This is a genomic window from Sinorhizobium glycinis (assembly GCF_001651865.1).
Taxonomy (GTDB): Bacteria; Pseudomonadota; Alphaproteobacteria; order Rhizobiales; family Rhizobiaceae; genus Sinorhizobium; species Sinorhizobium glycinis.
Genome location: NZ_LPUX01000064.1, coordinates 1 through 17,120 on the forward strand (window position 1 = coordinate 1; position 17,120 = coordinate 17,120).

Below are 17,120 nucleotides of genomic sequence, written 5' to 3' on the forward strand. Positions count from 1 at the left end.
CCATGCCGCTCGACGACATCAACAAGGGCTTCGAACTGATGCATTCCGGCGAAAGCATCAGGAGCGTCGTGGTCTACTGAGCGTATCCGCCGGGCGCTCGAACTACAGCGCCGCGCGTCTTACCAGACGCACAAAGTACGATGTAGCACTTTGAATTCCTGAATGTCTTTGTCCTTAAGGCGGCTACGATTCAAGGAAACATGCAGTAGGCCGAAGCGCCACACAACATCCGAGACGGATCGGGCTTCGGCACAACAGGGAGGACACGCAATGGACAGTTCAATTCGCATTCATCCGGCGGTGGACGGCGGCATCAGAGCGGCCAGCCCGAACTTTGCCGGAGGCACGCTTGTCTGTGACTGCACGGACAGGCCGGTCAAAGTGAGGATCGAGGGACAGATTGCCCACAACCACGCCTGCGGCTGCACCAAATGCTGGAAGCCCCGCGGCGCCGATTTCTCCATTGTCGCGGTTGTTCCGCACGACAAGGTGACCGTGATCGAGAACGGCGACAAGCTGCAAGTGGTCGATCCCTCCGCGCTCATTCAGCGGCATGCCTGCAGGCAATGCGGCGTACACATGTATGGGCCGGTGGAGCGAGAGCATGCCTTCCAGGGGCTGGACTTCATCCACCCCGAGCGCTTCCAGGAATCGGGCTGGGCTCCGCCCGGCTTTGCTGCCTTCGTGTCCTCCATCATCGAATCCGGCGTCGATCCCAGTCGCATGGATGCCATCCGGGCCCGGTTGAGGGAGATTGGGCTGGAGCCCTATGACTGCCTGTCGCCAGCCCTGATGGACTATGTCGCCACCTGGGTTGCGAAGAAATCGGGCGCACTTTCCAGCTAATCGGCAAAAACCGGGCCGATTCCGCCTCTCAGCGCACCGATCAAGGCGCGCTGAGACACCTAAGCGCGAGTTGAATTTAAAAGAAAGTCAGCCGTCTACAGGGAACTCTTCGCGTAGAGCTTTGTTTGGCTCCAGGAGTGTCACGGATGCATTGCGTCCCCCAACAGCGAGCGAAGAGCAAAATGTCCATACGTCTCATAGCAGCTACCGCCATCCCGCTTCTTTTGGCTGCGCCGGCATTCGCGGACTGCCGCCAAGAACTCGAGAAGCTCGGGCAAGCCATTGTTTCCGCGGAGACGGGCGCCAGCGGGTCGGGCGCGTCCGTTACGGAGCACCAGGAAGAGGTCACGGCCGGCGAACAGAAAAAAGGTGTTGGAACTGAGATAACCGGATCGACCGGCACCCAGACGGAAGCGGTTTCGCCGCATCAGGAGCAGGTCACCGGGACGCGGACCGGTGAAAGTGCCGACAAGCCAAGCCAGCTCGCAGCGGAAGCCCGCAAGATGGCCGAAGCCGGTGATGAGCAGGGCTGCATGAAGAAGCTGACGGAAATCAAGGACCTGATCGGCGAAAAGTGAGGACCTCGTCCAAGCGACGACGGGCTGACGTTTCCGCACGCCACATGATTTCTTGACGATCGCAACGGCGGTATGCGTGCCTTCTCAGGACCGCCGCTTCTCGCGGCGGCTATTCCCAAAGGCAATGCGCGTGATCCTCTCTTGCCGCACGACCCCGTATAAAGGCACCTAGACCGCCGTATAGGGGATCCCCTCCTCGTTGATATCCGATCCTTCCTCCCGATCAATAGTTCGGCTGGGGACCATACTGCTATGCTCAGATTGTACATAGCCGCGGAGCCGTCTCCTGCAAGCGCCATGCATGCGGACTGATAGGCGGAACGCCCGAGACCGAGCCGCTATGAAAGCGGCTCAACTGAGGTGCGGATCATGAGCAAGCGAGCAGTCCTTCTCTTTGCTGTCGCTACAGCTGCTCCGGCAGTTGCGCATGATGCGACACCAACGGCGGCACAGCCGAACGGATGGACCTATCCGTTCTCGTGCTGCAGCGGAATGGACTGCCGCGAAATCCGAGATCAAGCGGTTCTCGAAGGCCCTCAAGGCTATGTCATCAAGCTCACTGGCGAGCTGATCATTCCGCGGGATACCCGCATCAAGAACAGTCCGGACGGCCAGTTCCACCACTGCACGGTGGCGGGCGAGCCCACGGGTCGCACCATTTGCCTCTTCGTTCCTCCGCGCTCCTTCTAGGGATTGTGACCATGACACAGGAACCCAACCGCATCGAAATCGATCTGCTCCCGTTGCAGCTGTTCTCCCGGCGCATATCGGAAGGCTGGACCGCGCTTCCGGGCCATCCGCTCTACATGCCGCCAGACTATCCATCACGGCCGAATACTCACTCGGAAGCACATTTGATGACGTTTTGCGTCACGCCACGGGACCCCACCGCCCCTCGCGGGGGCCGAGCTTTGCACGCCCGCACATCCGCCTTCACCCTGTACGTGACCGGGACGCGGTTCGGCCTTTCATGGTACTCGCTGGAGCTTGTCCGCCTGGTGGATGAGGAACTTAGCCCTCCGGCACATTCGTTGACGATACATTAGGATCTAAGCAAGTCGTCCGCTTGCTGCCTCTGTCGAGGTCGCCACCAGGTTGGTGCTCCCGATCGCGGCGGCCCCTCTTTCCAACATGATCGATCCGCTAATTTGTTCCCGCTGTCGCCCGGGTGTTCGACCACGCATGACGTCTGGAAATCAGGGGCCGATTTCGATATTGAGACAAAAAAGGCCCCTCCGGGAGGGAGGGGCCTGAGGCGGGCCGATTTGGAAGAAAATGGCCCGACGGGAAGAAGTATCCTGATGGTAACAGTACGCTTCCGCCCGGACTATCGGCCCGGAGGAAGGATCGGATACCGATGCGGAGGGGATGACCTATACGTCGGTTCATGTGAATTATACGAACCTATGAGCCTTGCGGATTTCCTGGCGCGAGCTTCAGCTTGTCCGCCATGCGGGCGAGTTCCGGCAAGGACTTCGCCCGCATCTTCTGCATGACCTGGCTTCGGTGGACCTTCACCGTTATTTCGCTTACCCCCAAGTCGCCGGCGATCTGCTTGTTCAGCCGTCCCGCCACCACCAAGGCCATCACCTCGCGCTCCCGCGGGGTCAGGCTTTCGTAACTTGCATGCAACGTGGCCAACGCCCTTTCATTCTCAAGCCAAACGCGGTCGACCGCGAGGCCGGCGTGGACGGCGTCGAGCAGATCCTGATCGCGGAACGGCTTGGTCAGGAACTCGATCGCCCCTCCTTTCATCGCCTGTACGGACATGGGGATGTCGCCATGCCCGGTGATGAAGACGATGGGCAACTGAATGCCTCTCCGCGATAACTCTCGCTGAAATTCAAGTCCGCTTTGTCCCGGCAGGCGGACATCCAGCACGAGGCAGGTTGGCCCGCGGGGCCGACCTGAGTTGAGCAAGTCGCTCACCGAGGCGAGGAGTTTCACGTCAAAGCCGACGGATCGCAGCAGGCTGCCAAGCGCCTCGCGGATCGCCGGATCATCATCGATGACAATGACGGTTGCGGGCACCTCGGCCATGTCATCGCCCCTCACAGGGAACCGCCTCTTGCGGACGCAAGCTGCCTGCACCCGCTGCTGCGGCACCGGACGGAGCCCATGCGACGGAGCGCCGGTGACGCGATGTGAACACTCCCCTCTCCTCAGCCAGTGCCGAAACGAAGCCGCTCGCAACTTAGAATGCGCCCTAATCAACTCAGCCACAAGGCCAATTGCGAGGGCGATCGGGCTGGCCGGCCATGACGTTGCGCCTCTGCCGAATGACCCCGCCGGCTCAAAAAAACCGGCAACCGGCTGGACCGAAAAGGCCCGCAAACTCGCAAATCACGCCCGTCGCGGCGACCACCAGTTCTAAGAGAGCTATACCATTGTATAGGTTCCTGTGCCTTTGTCGCCCACGCACGCTGATGTAAGTTACGACCTGCCCGCAACGCTGGATTTCTGCAAAACGCCATCGCGTACTCGGAGTCGGCAGTGCCAACCAAAAAGCTTCTAATTGCGATCGTCGATGACGACCAGTCAATGCGCGAGGCTACCAAGGGCCTGATGAGATCGCTCGGATTTGACGCGGAGGCGTTTTCATCCGCCGATGATTTCCTTAAATTCCCCCGTCTCCGCCGCACCGACTGCCTGGTAACGGACATCCACATGCCAGGAATGAGCGGGCTTGATCTGCACCACCGGCTCGTCGCCTTGGGCGTGAGCATACCGACCGTTCTGATCACTGCCTATCCGAACGAGAATGTGCGCGCGCGCCGGTTGGGTCCGGACATAGTCGGCTATCTGGAGAAGCCATTCGGCGAGCAGGCTCTGCTGAATTGCATCCGTTCTGCGCTGGAACGCAGGAGCGACGTCGAAGGCGATGGATGACGGCCTGGCGGCCTTCTGCCTGATCTAGCTCGGCGCGCTTTCGTCCAGGTCGGAAGGCAGGGTGAATTGAAACACCGCCCCGAAGGGCTCGTTCGCCTCGGCCCATAGCCGTCCCCCATGCGCCTCGATGATCGAACGGCAGATGGCCAGGCCCATGCCCAGACCCTCCGCCTTGGTCGTGTAGAACGCCTCGAACACGCGCTCCGGATCCTCGGGGCCGAGGCCGATGCCGGTGTCCTGCACTGCCACCAGCACCATCCCGGCCGCTTCAGGCCTGGACCTGATCATGAGCTCGCGTGGGCGGTCGGCCACCTTCTTCATGGACTCGATGCCGTTCATCACCAGGTTCAGAATGACCTGCTGCAGTTGCACCCGGTCGCCTACGACAGGCGGGAGGTCCTGCGCCAGTTCGGTGCGCAGCAGGACGCGGTGGCCGCGCACCTCACCGTGAACGAGCGCTATCGAGTCTTCGATGAGGCCGTTCAGGTCCACCTGCGCCGTGACGATGGCTGTCTTCTTCAGGAGGCCGCGCACCCGGCCGATCACCTCGCCGGCGCGGTGGCCGTCCCGGACAATGCGCCCCAGCGTCTCGCGCGCTTCTTCGATGTTGGGCGGCTGGCTCGCGAGCCAGCGCAGGGCCGCGTTGGCGTTGGTGACCACGGCGGCCAGCGGCTGGTTGACCTCGTGGGCGATCGAGGAGGTCAGCGCGCCCATGGTCGTCACGCGGGTGACATGCGCAAGCTCTGCCTGCGCCTGCTGCAGCGCCTCCTCGGCCCGCTTTCGGTCTTCGATGTCGACGAGAAATCCATACCATTTGAGAATGCTTCCGCGTTCATCCCTGAGCGGTACCGCGCTTTCAAGCCACCGGCGATACTCGCCGTCGGACGAACGACGGATACGCACCTCAGCCTCGAAGGGACGGCCCGTCGCCAAGGACGCACGCCACTTCGACAGATACTGCTCAAGGTCGTCGGGGTGAAACCGGGTTTCGGGCTCCCAGCCCGCTCCCGGCCTTCCGTCGAGGGACAAGCCTGTGAACTCCTGCCACCGCCGATTGATGAAGTCGACGCGACCGTCGGGCAAGGCGGTCCACACCATCGCCGGAACCGTCTCGATGACCTCGCGAAGCTCCTCTTCGCTGCGCCGGGCAGCCTCTTCTGCGCGCTTGCGCTCGGTGATGTCCTCGCACACGATCAGGATCACGGGTCGCTTCTTGATCACCATCGACCGGGCCGTCTCGCGGACCCAGAGCATGGAGCCGTCCTTGCGGATCTTGCGCAGCTCCCAGCTCATCGCCTCGCCGAGATGTTGAAGGCAGGCGGCCGCATGCCTTTGCACGGCGTCGCGGTCCGGCTCGTAAAAGACATCCGTTACCGCGCGGCCGGTCAGTTCGTCGACCGTATAGCCGAGCTGCTCCGCTCCGAAGGGATTCACGGACACGATGATGCCGGCCGCGTCCACCATGAAGTACATCGTCGGGTTGTTCTCGAAGACGGCTCTCCACTGCTCCTCACTGTCTCGCAGAGCCTCCTCCACCCTCTTACGCTCAGTGATGTCCTGGATCGTGCCGAACATGCTGCGCGGGCTCTCCGATGCATCCCTCGTCAGATCCCCCTGGCTGTGGACGAAGCGCAACTCGCCAGTGGGCCTGACGATGCGATACTCCAGTTCGTAGCGGGATTCTCCGCGCACAGCCTTTTCCGCGGCCTGGCTCCAGAACGCGCGATCCTCCGGATGTATCCGCTCAACCGCTTCGGCAAGGCTGACCACCATGCCCGCCTGCGGGGCCATCCCGAAGATGCGGAATGTCTCCTCCGACCAGGTGAGACAGTCGGTGCCGAGATCACGCTCCCAATAGCCGACATGAGCAACGCGTTGCGCTTCGGCGAAATTGGCTTCGCTTCGCCGCAGCCCCTCCAATGTTTCCTTGAGGCGGGAAGTCATGAGCGTGAACGCCTCGGCAAGCAGGCCGATTTCATCGTTCCGGCGAACCTCGGGTACTTCCTGCCATTCCCCTTTTGCGATCGCGTGCGCCGCCTGCGTCAGCCCGGTGAGCGGCCGCAGGGTGCGACCGACCACTCCAAGCCCGAGAACCACGAAGGCAGCGATGATGAGGGCGCCGACGCCCATCGAGAGAAAGGCGGCGCGGAACACAGGTTTCAGGAAATCCGAAGCCGGCACCGCCGAGACGATGGTCCACTCAAGCGCAGCCGGTTCGACCCGATCGACCGCCGCAAAGATCCTGCCGCGCTCCGGGTCGCTGAAGGAAAACACGCTCGGCCCGGAGGACCCGGCATTGATTGGGTGCCGACCAAGATAGTCCGCGGTTGCGCCGACGATGGGATCAGGGGCGTCGGATGCCTGCAGCCGCAAGTGCCCGCCATCGGCGCCGATGGTGACCGGCGACACGCCTCCCGACGCCCCGATCAGATGTCCGGTGCCGTCGACGAGAAAGGCCCGCCCGTTCTCGCCGACTTCGAGCGTCTCCAGGTACCTGGAAAGTTGCGTGAGGATGAGATCAATCCCGCCCACCCCGACGAATTTGCCGTCCTTGTCGAAGACCGGGGCGGAATGCGAGATGCCCAGGATCGGCTCGACCCCGAGATAGGGTTCGGTCCAGTACCGCTCGCCCGTCTCCTTCGCCTTTGCGTACCAGCCCCGCCGGCGCGAATCGAAAGAGCCTTCCGACTTCCGCAAACGGCCGACCCTGCCGCCTTCCAATGCCTCGAACTCGCGCACGACACCGGCACGAAAATCATCGGTCATCAGAAACACGACGCTTGAATCTGCCAGTCGGCCGACCGATACGAGGCCACCGGCCTCGTTGCCGAAGAACATCCAGTCAACTCCGGGTTCGTCTTCCAGCAAACCGTAGAGCTCTCGTGCGACCGCATTCGCGTCGCCGAGCGATACGTCGCGACGGACTAGACCGCTGGTTAGGCGGGATACCGCTCGGTCGGCGCCGCGCACCAGGTGTCCGACATCGCGATTGACCGCCTGCGTCACCTCCCGGATGAGGCGCTCGGACATGAGCGACACAATGACGTTTCCCGTCCAGATCCACAAACCGGCCAGAACGAGACATAGAACGAGAACGACGCCCGCGACGGGGAAGATTAAGCGGTGCCGTAACATGATCGCCGAGTTCCCCCGGAAAAGCAGATCAGATATTGCTTATATTGCTCTCCTCGATGGGCTCCCGCAATCCACGGCGAACAAGGCAGTTCCCAATGCTTCGGTGTGCGATGCTGGAAGCACTGAACGGGAACCTATCCACTTCAGGCAACCGCCTGGGCGCCCGTTATCTCGACGAGCGAGCCGCACATGAACGCGGATTCGTCGGAAGCGAGAAACGCTACGAGGGCGGCGACCTCCTCCGGCTTTCCGATCCGGCCGAATGGAACGAGCTTGTCGAGATCCGCAATCGTGCGTCCCGAACGCTTCACTCCCGCCTCGAGCATCGGCGTATGGATTTCGCCGGGGCAGACGGCGTTCACCCGGATCTTGTGCGGGGCGTAGTCGCGGGCGAGGTTCTGCGTGAAGGCAGCGACCGCAGCCTTGGAGGTGTTGTAGGCGACGTGATTCGGCGCCGGATGGAGCCCCCATTGCGAGGCGGTGTTGACGATGACGCCGCCGCCCGCCTCGATCATGTGGGGGATCGCGGCGCGGCAAAGATAGAACATTGAATCGAGGTTCACCGCGAAGCTCGCGTGCCAGTCGTCATCCGTCAGCGACAGGAGGTTGCCGCGACGGTTGATACCGGCATTGTTGACCAGAATGTCGATGCGCTTCTTCTGCGCTAATGCTTCGGCAATCAGAGCGAAGGATGGTTGTCGCTGAGAAATGTCGGCGGCGATGGCAATGGCAGAACCTCCGGCAGCGACGATCTCGGCAGCGACGGCCGCTGCCGCTTCGCCGTTCACGTCGGAGACGACGACCAGCGCTCCTTCATCCGCCAGCCGCCACGATATCGCGGAACCGATGCCGCCACCTCCGCCGGTGACGACCGCAACCTGGCCTTCGAATCTTTCCATTTCTTGCTCCTCAAGCTATCGAATGTAACTGCCGCCGTTGACGTCGAGCGTCGCGCCGTTCAGCGAGCACTGCGAAGGGCGCAGCGCGAAGGCGACGAGTTCGGCAATTTCGGAGGCCTCGGCCATCTCGCCGATCGGTATGTCGGCGACTGCGGCCTGCTTACCGAATTTCGCGATGAAGTCCTCGGCCATCTCCGTCCGGACCCAGCCGGGTGCGACCGCCAGCGCCACGACGCCGGCGCCACCGAAGCTGCGGGCGATCGATTTCGTGAGATTGACGAGCGCCGCCTTCGTCGCGCCATAGGGCATGGCATCGGCCGCATAGCCTCGCTGCCCCGCGCGGCTTGCCATGTTGACGATCCGCCCGCCGCCATGCGCCTTGAAATGGGTAAGCGCCTGCTTGCAGAGATCGGCGGCGGCGAAGAAGTTCACCTGAAACTCCTTCTGCCAGGCCTTACGCCAGGCTTCGGGGCCGACGTCGATCGTAATCTCGGTGCGGATACCGGCATTGTTGACGAGCGCATGGATGCGCCCGGCCGCTTCTTCTGCCCGGCGCCAGAGTTCGAATGCCCCCTCGGCCGCCGAAAGGTCGGCTTGCACTAGAAACCCCTCCCCGGAAATGCGGGCAAGCAGCGCTTCCGCTCCCGCTCTGTCGCGGCCGTAGTGTATGATCGGACAAGCGCCCTCTTCCGCCAGGCGCTCGACGATCGCGGCGCCGATGCCGCCGGAGGCGCCGGTGACGAGAACGGTCTGGCCCGACAGGGACTTGATGGACATGCTTCCCTCCTCAACCGAGCTGATCGACCTGCGGGCCCCAACTGTCGGAAAGTGCAAAGCCGCTTCTGAACGGATCCTCGTCGGAAACGCGCAGCCGTTCGCGACCGTAGATCCAGCCGCGTCCGGTGATCCGCGGCAGCACTGCGGGACGTCCGCCGACCGCGGTGACACCGATCGCCTCCGCCGTGAACTCGCCGCCGATGATCGAGCGCGACGTCCGCCGGTCGCCGACGGCAATCTCGCCGCGCGCGTAAAGTGTCGCGAGATTTGCCGAACTGCCGGTCCCGCAGGGGGAGCGATCGACCCGGCCGGGCTTCAGCGTCGTGCAGGTGCGCACCGCGCCGTCCGGCTCGCGCCCGCGGAACATCACATAGGCGATCTCGTCGACACCGCTCAGTTCCGGGTGTTTCACCGTCACCTGCTCGGAGATCAGCGATTTCAGCTCGATCCCCGCCTCGGCCAGATAGCGCGCATTGGCCGGCACAATTTCGCTGCCGACCTGATCGACATCGACGATCGCGTAGTAGACGCCGCCGAAGGCGATATCGACCCTGATGCGGCCCCAGCGTGGCGTCTCGATCTCCCGGTCCAGCGCCTCCGCGAAACTCGCCACGTTGTCGAGGCTGACTGACAAACAGCGGCCGTCCCGGCAGGTGGCGCGGGCGACGATCAGCCCGGCGGGCGTGTCGAGGCGCACGACCGTTTCCGGCTCCTGCATCGCGACCGTGCCGCTTTCCAGAAGGGCGGTGACGACGCAGATGCAATTGCTGCCGGACATCAGATGGGCGCGGTCGGCCTGCAGCACGATGAAGCCGGCATCGGCATCGGGCCGCGTCGGCGCGACAAGTAGGTTGACCGACATGGCGACGCTGGCGCGCGGCTCGAAGGTGACGAAGCGGCGGAGGCTGTCGTCGATCTGGTTGATGTAGTTCATCTTGTCCAGCATGGTGGCGCCGGGGATTTCCGGCGCGCCGCCGACGATCACCTTGCCGATCTCGCCCTGGCAATGGACCTCGAGGAGATCAAGCGAACGGTCCCAGTTCATCATTTGATGTACCAGCCCCATTTCTCGCCGGCAGCAAAGCGGGTGATCTGCTTTGTCTCGAGATAGTTTTCGAGACCCCACCGGCCGAGCTCGCGGCCGATGCCGGACTCCTTGTAGCCGCCCCAGGGCGCTTCGGTGAAAGTGGGCTGCGAGCAGTTGATCCAGACAATGCCGGCGCGGAAGGCGCTCGCGACCCGCTCGGCTCGGACATCATCCTTCGACATCACCGCCGCGGCGAGGCCAAAGCGAGAGTCATTGGCAAGCTCGATTGCTTCCTCTTCGGTCGAGAACGGCTTGATGCAGACGACCGGACCAAAGATCTCCTCGCGCCAGGCGTCGCTCTCCAGCGGTACGTCGGTGAGCACCGTCGGTTCGAGATAGTAACCTTTCTCGAAACCTTCCGGCCGCTTGCCACCGCAGGCAACCGTTGCGCCGGCGGCTTTCGCCGCCTTGATCGCCGCGACGACCTGCTCGTGCTGGCGCTTGGAGACCAGCGGTCCGAGAAGCACGCCGGCTTCGAGACCGTCGCCGATCCTGATCTTCTGGGTCTCCTCGACGAGCCGCGCAAGGAGCTGATCGTAGATCCCATCCTGGACGAGCACGCGCGACGTCGCCGAGCAGACCTGGCCCTGATTCCAGAAGATGCCGAACATGATCCATTCGACCGCTTCTTCTATGTCCGCATCGTCGAATACGACGAAGGGAGATTTGCCGCCGAGTTCGAGGCTGACGCGCTTGATGTCGCGCGCCGCGGCCGCCATGATTTTCGAGCCGACCGGACCGGAGCCGGTGAAGGCGAGCTTGTCGACTTGCCTGTGGTCGATGATCGCCTGCCCGGCGATCGAACCGGAGCCGGTGACGATGTTGAGGACGCCGGGCGGCAGGCCGATTTCATCGGCGATCGCCGCGAGTTCGAGTGCTGTCAGCGAGGTGACTTCGGCCGGCTTCAGCACGACCGTGCAGCCGGCGGCAAGCGCCGGCGCCACCTTCCATGCCGCCATCAGCAGCGGGTAGTTCCAGGGGATGATCGCACCGGCGACGCCGATCGGCTCCTTGACCGCCTTGGAGGTGAAGCGGGCATCGGCAAGCGCGATCGGCTCCTCCGGGTTGTTGTCGAGCTGTTCGGCGAGCCCCGCATAGAAGTCGAAGCAGCCTGCGGCATCGGCGACATCCCAGTCGGCTTCCGGAAACGGCTTGCCGTTGTCGATCGACTCGAGGCGGGCGATTTCCGCCTGCCGGGCTCGGATGCCCTCGGCGATGGCGCGCAAATACTTTGCCCTCTGCGCCCCCGAGAGTTTCGGCCAGCCGTCCTTGTCGAAGGCGCGACGCGCGGCCTTCACCGCAGTATCGACATCTTCTGCCGTCGCCGCGGCAATTCTGTGGATCACTTCTTCCGTCGCCGGATTGACGACGTCGAATGTCCTACCGTTCGCGGCCGCCGTCCATTTTCCATCGATATAGAGTTCGCTGCGCATTGTTCGCTCCATTGTTTCCCACGCCGGCCGTCAGAACCGGTCGACACGGTATGGCTTGAGATCGATCGGCGGCTGGACGCCGATGACGAGGTCGGCGATGAGCCTCCCGGTCGTGGCCGCGTAGGTAAGGCCAAGATGGCCGTGTCCGGTGGCGTAGAACACGCCGCGGTGTTTCGCCGAAGGGCCGATGATCGGTACAGTGTCGGGAAGCGCCGGCCGGTGGCCCATCCACTCGGTCGTCTTCTCGGCGCGCAGCTCCGGCAGCGCCTCCCGCGCCCGCTTGACGAGCACTTTCGCCCGTCGGTAATCCGGCGCGGCGTCGAGCCCGGCCATCTCCACCGTGCCGCCCACACGGATGCCGCCGGCCGTCGGCGTCACCATGAAGGCGCGCGCCGGCCAAATGATCGAGTGGCTCATCGAGATGCCCGGCGCCATGATGTGCGTGTGGTAGCCGCGCTCTGTTTCGAGCGGGATCGGCTCGTCGAGAAGCCGCGCCAGCTTGCCGGTGTAGGCGCCGGCTGCAAGCACGATCTCCGATGCCTCAAGCGCACGCCCATCCTTGAGTTGCACCGACTGGACACGGTCGCCATGAATGAAACCGGCCACCTCGCCCTGCTCGATCCTGCCGCCGAGCACCAGGAACTTGTCGCGCAGCTTCAGGAGGAGTTTGTAGGGATCGCGGATCGAGCGGTTGTCGGGAAACAGCACCGCCTTTGCAATCTTCGACGTCAGCGCGGGTTCGAGGTGGCGGATGGCGTTGCTGCCGAGGATCTCGTGGCGGAAGCCGAAGCGCTCGAGGATGGCGATGTGCTCGCGGTCTGCCCTGAACTCGGCCTCGTCGGCGTAGAGGCTGAGGCATCCCTCCTCGGTCAGCATGTCCGTCAGTTCCGCCGCCTGCAGCAGAGGCATCAGATCGTCGTAGACACGACGGCACAGCACCGCGCCTGCCGCCTCCAGTTCCTTCAGTCGCGACGGGCGGCTCGCTTCCAGGAACCGAAGAAACCACGGCGTGAGCTTCGGCATGTAGGAGGGGCGGATCCGCACCGGTCCCTCCGGATCGATCAGCCATTTCGGCATCTGCGCCCAGACGGATGGCCGCGAGGCCGGCATGAATTCGGTGACGGCGATCGATGCCATATTGCCGTAGGAGGCGCCCTTGCCCTCCGGGTCCCGCTCGATGAGCACGGCGGCTTTCCCGCGGCGCTGCAGCTCATAGGCGATGGTAGTGCCTATAATGCCGGCGCCGACGACAACGACAGGACCCTCGTCAATGCTCATTTTTCTTTTCTCGAAGTGGCGCTGCATTCAAACCGTGGTCATCCAGGTGTCGGCCACCGTGAAGCCCTCGGGATAGGGATCGGTCGGGTCCATGCCCATCTGGTAGAGACCGGTGATCCAGGCCTGGCCGGCGATGGCCGGCACCACGGCATCATAGCGACCCACTTTGACACGACCGTCGATGGTGCAGGCGAACTTGCTGCCCGTGATGGATTCATGGATCAGCGTCTCGCCTTCCTTCATCAGGCCTTTCGCATGGAGAAGCGCCAGTCTCGCCGACGAGCCTGTTCCGCAGGGTGACCGATCGCACCGCCCCGGCGAGACGACGACGCAGTTCTTCGCGACCAGTTGGCCGTTCTCATGGCGCAGAGGGCCCATGAATTCGGTGTTGGTGATACCGGGGATCGCGGGATTTTCAGGATGTTCGACGGCAAGCTGTTCGGCGGCCGCGAACTTCAGCTTCTGGCCGACTTCGCACAGGTCGCGCGCCTCGGAGGGATCGATGGAGAAGCCGAGATCGGCCGCGTCGACCATCGTGTAGGTCATGCCGCCATAGACGATGTCCACGCGGACCGTGCCCAGGCCCGCGACTTCGATGTTGCTGTCGATATGGTAGCAGAACGCCGGCTGGTTCACGAGCCGGACGCTGGTCACCTTTCCGTCCTTGCACTCGCAGCGGACGCGGATCAATCCGGCGGGGGACTCCAGCGTGAGATTGGTGACGGGTTCCTGCATCGGCAGGATCCCGGTCTCGAGAAGGACCGTCGCCACGCACATCGTGTTCGAGCCCGACATCGCCGGATATTCGGTCGTCTCGAGGATGACATATCCCATGTCCGCTTCGGGATGGTTAGACGGCAGCACGATGTTGGCGTTGTGCCACACCGCGCCCCGTGACTCGAACAGCACCATCTTGCGGATGTCGTCCATGTGGGCTTCGAGATGGAGCTTCTTGTCGAACATCGTCTGGCCCGCCACCTGGCCGACACCTCCGACGATCACCTTGCCGCTTTCGCCCTCGGCATGGCAGTCGACAACGGACAGGACTTTCTTGAAGCGCATCTCGATCTCCTCGGAACATTAAGTCGGGCGGAGCGGGAGAGCCGCTCCGCCGGGTCGGTTCTTACCAGCTAAGGATTGGCTCCATTGCCGCCCTGAACTCGGCCTTCTCCGCGTCGGTCAGGGGGCCGAGCGGCGCCCGGCACTCACCCATGGGCAGGCCCTGGAGCTCGCAGCCATACTTGATCTTCTGCACGAACTTGCCGCTTTCCAGGATGTTCATCGCGCGGTAGAGCGTTTTCATCTGCGCACGCGCCTGGTCGAGATCGCCGGCCCTAAACGTCCGGTCGAGATCGCAGCAGGCCTTGGCCATGCAGTTCGACGGCCCGCAGATCCAGCTCTCGGCACCCCAGAACATGAAGTCGAGTGCGATGTCGTCGGAGCCGGAAACCAGCTGGATGCGGCCTTCGTATCGGCTGGCGATGTCGATCGCGCGCTGCAACACTCCCGAGCTTTCCTTGATGCCGATGACGCGCCGATTGTCGGCGAAATGGTCCATCAGCTCGAAGCTGATGTCCGAACCATCCTTGGCCGGATAGGAATAAAGGACCAGGTTCACATCCACCGCATCAAGCACAGTTTCGTAGTGCCGGATCAGTTCGGCCTGTGTCGGCCGGGTGTAGAACGGCGGAGCGAGCAGCACAGTGTCATAGCCGATCTCCTTGGCGATCGCCGTCTGCTCGATAACCTCGCGGGTGGCGGGCGCATTGGTGCCGGCGATCAGGATTTCGCCCGGCTTGGCGAAATCCTTGACGAATTGCAGCACGTCGCGGCGCTCTTCCGTGGACTGGCTGAAATACTCCCCCGTCGAGCCGTTCGGAACCCAGCCGGTGACACCGGCCTCGCGCAGATGGGCCAGCAGCTTTTCAAAGGCCTTGAAGTCGATCCTGTTGTTCGCGTCGAACGGGGTGACGAGGGCGGGCATGACGCCAGAGAGTTTCATCGGATGTCTCCTTTCGAAAGAATTCGGTTCAGATTGCCAGCTTGGCGAGCACGCGCCGCTCGACCAGCGTGACGGCACGGGTGAGCGGAAAGGCGATGACGAAGTAGATGAGGGCGACCACCGTCAGCACCTCGATAGGGCGCGCCGTATTGTTGGAAATGTTCTGGCCGACGAACATAAGGTCGGCCATGCCGACGGCGGAGACGAGCGCGCTTTCCTTGAACAGGCTGACGCAGTTCGAAAGCAGCGTCGGCACAGCGCGCAGCACCGCCTGCGGCAGGATGACGTTCGTCACCTGGACGCGGCGCGGCAGACCGAGTGCGACGCAGGCGTCGAGCTGTTCCGGACCGATGGACTTCAGCGAGGCGCGGAAGGTCTCGCTGGTGATCGCGCCCATATAGAGGGTGAGAGCGATCACGCCCGAGGTGAGATTGGAGAGCTCGACGCCGAGAATTAGCGGCAGGCAGAAGAAGATCCAGAAGAGCTGGACGAGCACCGGCGTGCCGCGGAAGAACTCGACATAGACGCTGGAGGCAGCGCGCAGGATGGCGCTGCGCGACGTGCGGGCGAGGCCGATGAAGAAGCCGAGACTGCAGCCGAGAACGATGCAGACCAGCGTCAGCTTGACGGTCGTCCAGAGGCCGAGAAGCAGCGCGTCCTGGAAGCGAAGGATGATGGAAAAGTCGAGGGCCATTGTGTTCTCCTCAGCTCATCATCAGCTGGCGGCGGCGTTCGAGATGGCCGACGATCTGCGAGACGGGGAACGAGACAGCGAAGTATACCAGAGCGACGATGGTGAAGGTCTCGATCGGCCTGTAGGTCTCCGTCGCCAGCGTCTTCGCCTGGTACATGAGGTCCTGGACGGCGACGATCGCAACCAGCGCAGTCTGCTGGAAGATGCCGATGCCGTTGGTGAGCAGGACCGGTATCGAGGCCCGCACCGCGGTCGGCAGCACGATATGGAGCGTGCGCTGCAGCGGGTTGAGACCTAGCGCGATCCCGGCATCGAGCTGCTCGCGCGGAACCGCCTGGATCGCGGCGCGATAGGCCTCGGCGTTGAAGGCCATCAGGTTCAGGCCGAGCGCCAGGATGCCCATCGTCATCGAGCCGAGGAAGACGTTGAACAGCATCGGCACGCAGTAGAAGAACCAGACGATCTGGACGATCGCCGGGGTGCAGCGGAAGAACTCGACGAAGAGCATGGCGGGCAGCCGGATCGGCGCAAAGCGGCTCATGATGAGAAGCGCCAGCGGAAATCCAAGCACGACGCCGATCAGATTGGCGGCGACGGTCAGCTCGAGCGTGACGATCAGCCCTTCCCAGAGCGGCCCGAAGGAGACGGACTGGAAGTCGAAGGAATATCCCATCTGCCCCTCCTAGTGCCGGATATGGAAGACGCGGTCGATGAACTCGCGGGTGCGCTCTTCCTTGGGCGCGCCGAGCACCTGCTCGGGTGGTCCGTCCTCGACGACCACGCCGCCGGCGCAGAAGATGACGCGGGAGGCGATGTTTTTCGCAAACCACATGTCGTGGGTGACGATCATCATCGGCATGTCCTGGGCGGCAAGCTGCAGGATCACCTGTTCGACTTCGGCGACGAGTTCGGGGTCGAGGGCCGAGGTCACCTCGTCGAACAGCATCAGCTTCGGATCGAGCATCAGGGCGCGGGCGATGGCGACGCGCTGCTTCTGGCCGCCGGAAAGCTGCGCCGGATAGGCATTCGCCTTGGCGCCGAGACCGAAGCGCTCGAGCAGCGCCTGGGCCCGCTTGGTGGCGCTCGCCTTGGCTTCGCCGCGCACCTTGCAGGGCGCGAGGATCAGGTTCTGGATGACGGACAGATGCGGGAACAGCGTATAGTGCTGGAACACCATGCCGATCGAGCGCCGCACCTCGGAATCGATCTCCGTTTTCCTGTCGGCGCCCTCCGACGAGATATAGGGTTTGCCGCCGAAGCTGATAGAGCCGCTGTCGATCTTCTCAAGGCCCATCATCACCCGCAGCAGCGTGCTCTTGCCGCCGCCGCTCGGGCCGATGACGACGACCCGTTCGCCAGGTTTCATCTCGATATCGAGGCCTTTGAGAACCTGGATATGCGGGCCGTAGCTCTTGTAGAGGGACTGGATTTTAACAAGGGGAGCACTGAAGGACATGGTCATCGCCGACCTCGCTGGTCAAAAGAAGGGATGAGAGTGGCCG

16 protein-coding genes are annotated in these 17,120 nt (G+C 63.2%); 4 read left to right on the forward strand and 12 right to left on the reverse strand.

Translation table 11 applies throughout. The features are described from left to right. Positions 1-270 precede the first annotated feature (270 nt). The 3 genes from gfa (at position 271) to AU381_RS19955 (ending at position 2,114) form a co-directional block, all read left to right on the forward strand. Positions 271-846 carry an S-(hydroxymethyl)glutathione synthase gene (gene gfa, locus AU381_RS19945; RefSeq protein WP_064243481.1) on the forward strand — a complete coding sequence of 192 codons (576 nt, stop codon included), beginning with the start codon at positions 271-273 and terminating at the stop codon, positions 844-846. Between the two features lie 182 nt (positions 847-1,028). After that, the gene (locus tag AU381_RS19950) at positions 1,029-1,424 is read left to right on the forward strand and encodes a hypothetical protein (protein WP_064243482.1); all 396 of its coding nucleotides are present in this window, start codon (positions 1,029-1,031) and stop codon (positions 1,422-1,424) included. A gap of 369 nt (positions 1,425-1,793) precedes the next feature. Beyond that, positions 1,794-2,114 carry a hypothetical protein gene (locus tag AU381_RS19955; protein WP_064243483.1) on the forward strand — a complete coding sequence of 107 codons (321 nt, stop codon included), beginning with the start codon at positions 1,794-1,796 and terminating at the stop codon, positions 2,112-2,114. Between the two features lie 714 nt (positions 2,115-2,828). On the opposite strand, the gene AU381_RS19960 is transcribed toward AU381_RS19955, so the two are convergent. Next, the gene (locus tag AU381_RS19960) at positions 2,829-3,464 is read right to left on the reverse strand and encodes a response regulator transcription factor (protein WP_064243484.1); all 636 of its coding nucleotides are present in this window, start codon (positions 3,462-3,464) and stop codon (positions 2,829-2,831) included. Positions 3,465-3,917: 453 nt separating this feature from the next. Here AU381_RS19960 and AU381_RS19965 point away from each other — a divergent pair, with 453 nt between their 5' ends. Beyond that, positions 3,918-4,313, forward strand: a complete 396-nt coding sequence (locus AU381_RS19965) for a response regulator transcription factor (protein ID WP_064243485.1) — start codon at positions 3,918-3,920, stop codon at positions 4,311-4,313. 24 nt (positions 4,314-4,337) lie between these two features. Here AU381_RS19965 and AU381_RS19970 read toward each other — a convergent pair whose 3' ends face one another. From AU381_RS19970 to AU381_RS20020, 11 genes are all read right to left on the reverse strand, one after another. Beyond that, positions 4,338-7,343, reverse strand: coding sequence for a PAS domain S-box protein (locus AU381_RS19970; protein ID WP_244520113.1), 3,006 nt, complete (start codon positions 7,341-7,343; stop codon positions 4,338-4,340). 248 nt (positions 7,344-7,591) lie between these two features. Beyond that, the gene (locus AU381_RS19975) at positions 7,592-8,347 is read right to left on the reverse strand and encodes an SDR family NAD(P)-dependent oxidoreductase (protein ID WP_064243487.1); all 756 of its coding nucleotides are present in this window, start codon (positions 8,345-8,347) and stop codon (positions 7,592-7,594) included. 15 nt (positions 8,348-8,362) lie between these two features. After that, positions 8,363-9,124, reverse strand: coding sequence for an SDR family NAD(P)-dependent oxidoreductase (locus AU381_RS19980; protein ID WP_064243488.1), 762 nt, complete (start codon positions 9,122-9,124; stop codon positions 8,363-8,365). Positions 9,125-9,134: 10 nt separating this feature from the next. Next, positions 9,135-10,169 (reverse strand): proline racemase family protein, encoded by a 1,035-nt coding sequence (locus tag AU381_RS19985; RefSeq protein ID WP_064244146.1) that lies wholly within the window; start codon positions 10,167-10,169, stop codon positions 9,135-9,137. Beyond that, positions 10,169-11,644: an aldehyde dehydrogenase family protein gene (locus AU381_RS19990; RefSeq protein WP_064243489.1), complete on the reverse strand. Its 1,476-nt coding sequence runs from the start codon at positions 11,642-11,644 to the stop codon at positions 10,169-10,171. The genes AU381_RS19985 and AU381_RS19990 overlap by 1 nt, the downstream gene beginning before the upstream one ends. A gap of 30 nt (positions 11,645-11,674) precedes the next feature. Further along, positions 11,675-12,922 carry an NAD(P)/FAD-dependent oxidoreductase gene (locus tag AU381_RS19995; protein ID WP_064244147.1) on the reverse strand — a complete coding sequence of 416 codons (1,248 nt, stop codon included), beginning with the start codon at positions 12,920-12,922 and terminating at the stop codon, positions 11,675-11,677. A gap of 27 nt (positions 12,923-12,949) precedes the next feature. Then, positions 12,950-13,984 carry a proline racemase family protein gene (locus tag AU381_RS20000; protein ID WP_064243490.1) on the reverse strand — a complete coding sequence of 345 codons (1,035 nt, stop codon included), beginning with the start codon at positions 13,982-13,984 and terminating at the stop codon, positions 12,950-12,952. A gap of 61 nt (positions 13,985-14,045) precedes the next feature. Beyond that, complete coding sequence (locus tag AU381_RS20005; RefSeq protein WP_064243491.1) at positions 14,046-14,924, reverse strand: dihydrodipicolinate synthase family protein; 879 nt, start codon at positions 14,922-14,924, stop codon at positions 14,046-14,048. 28 nt (positions 14,925-14,952) lie between these two features. Next, positions 14,953-15,618, reverse strand: a complete 666-nt coding sequence (locus AU381_RS20010) for an amino acid ABC transporter permease (RefSeq protein ID WP_064243492.1) — start codon at positions 15,616-15,618, stop codon at positions 14,953-14,955. A 10-nt stretch (positions 15,619-15,628) separates the two neighbouring features. After that, positions 15,629-16,291 (reverse strand): amino acid ABC transporter permease, encoded by a 663-nt coding sequence (locus AU381_RS20015; protein WP_064243493.1) that lies wholly within the window; start codon positions 16,289-16,291, stop codon positions 15,629-15,631. Between the two features lie 9 nt (positions 16,292-16,300). Then, on the reverse strand, positions 16,301-17,080 hold the full coding sequence (locus AU381_RS20020) for an amino acid ABC transporter ATP-binding protein (protein WP_064243494.1): 780 nt from the start codon (positions 17,078-17,080) through the stop codon (positions 16,301-16,303). Positions 17,081-17,120: the final 40 nt, after the last annotated feature.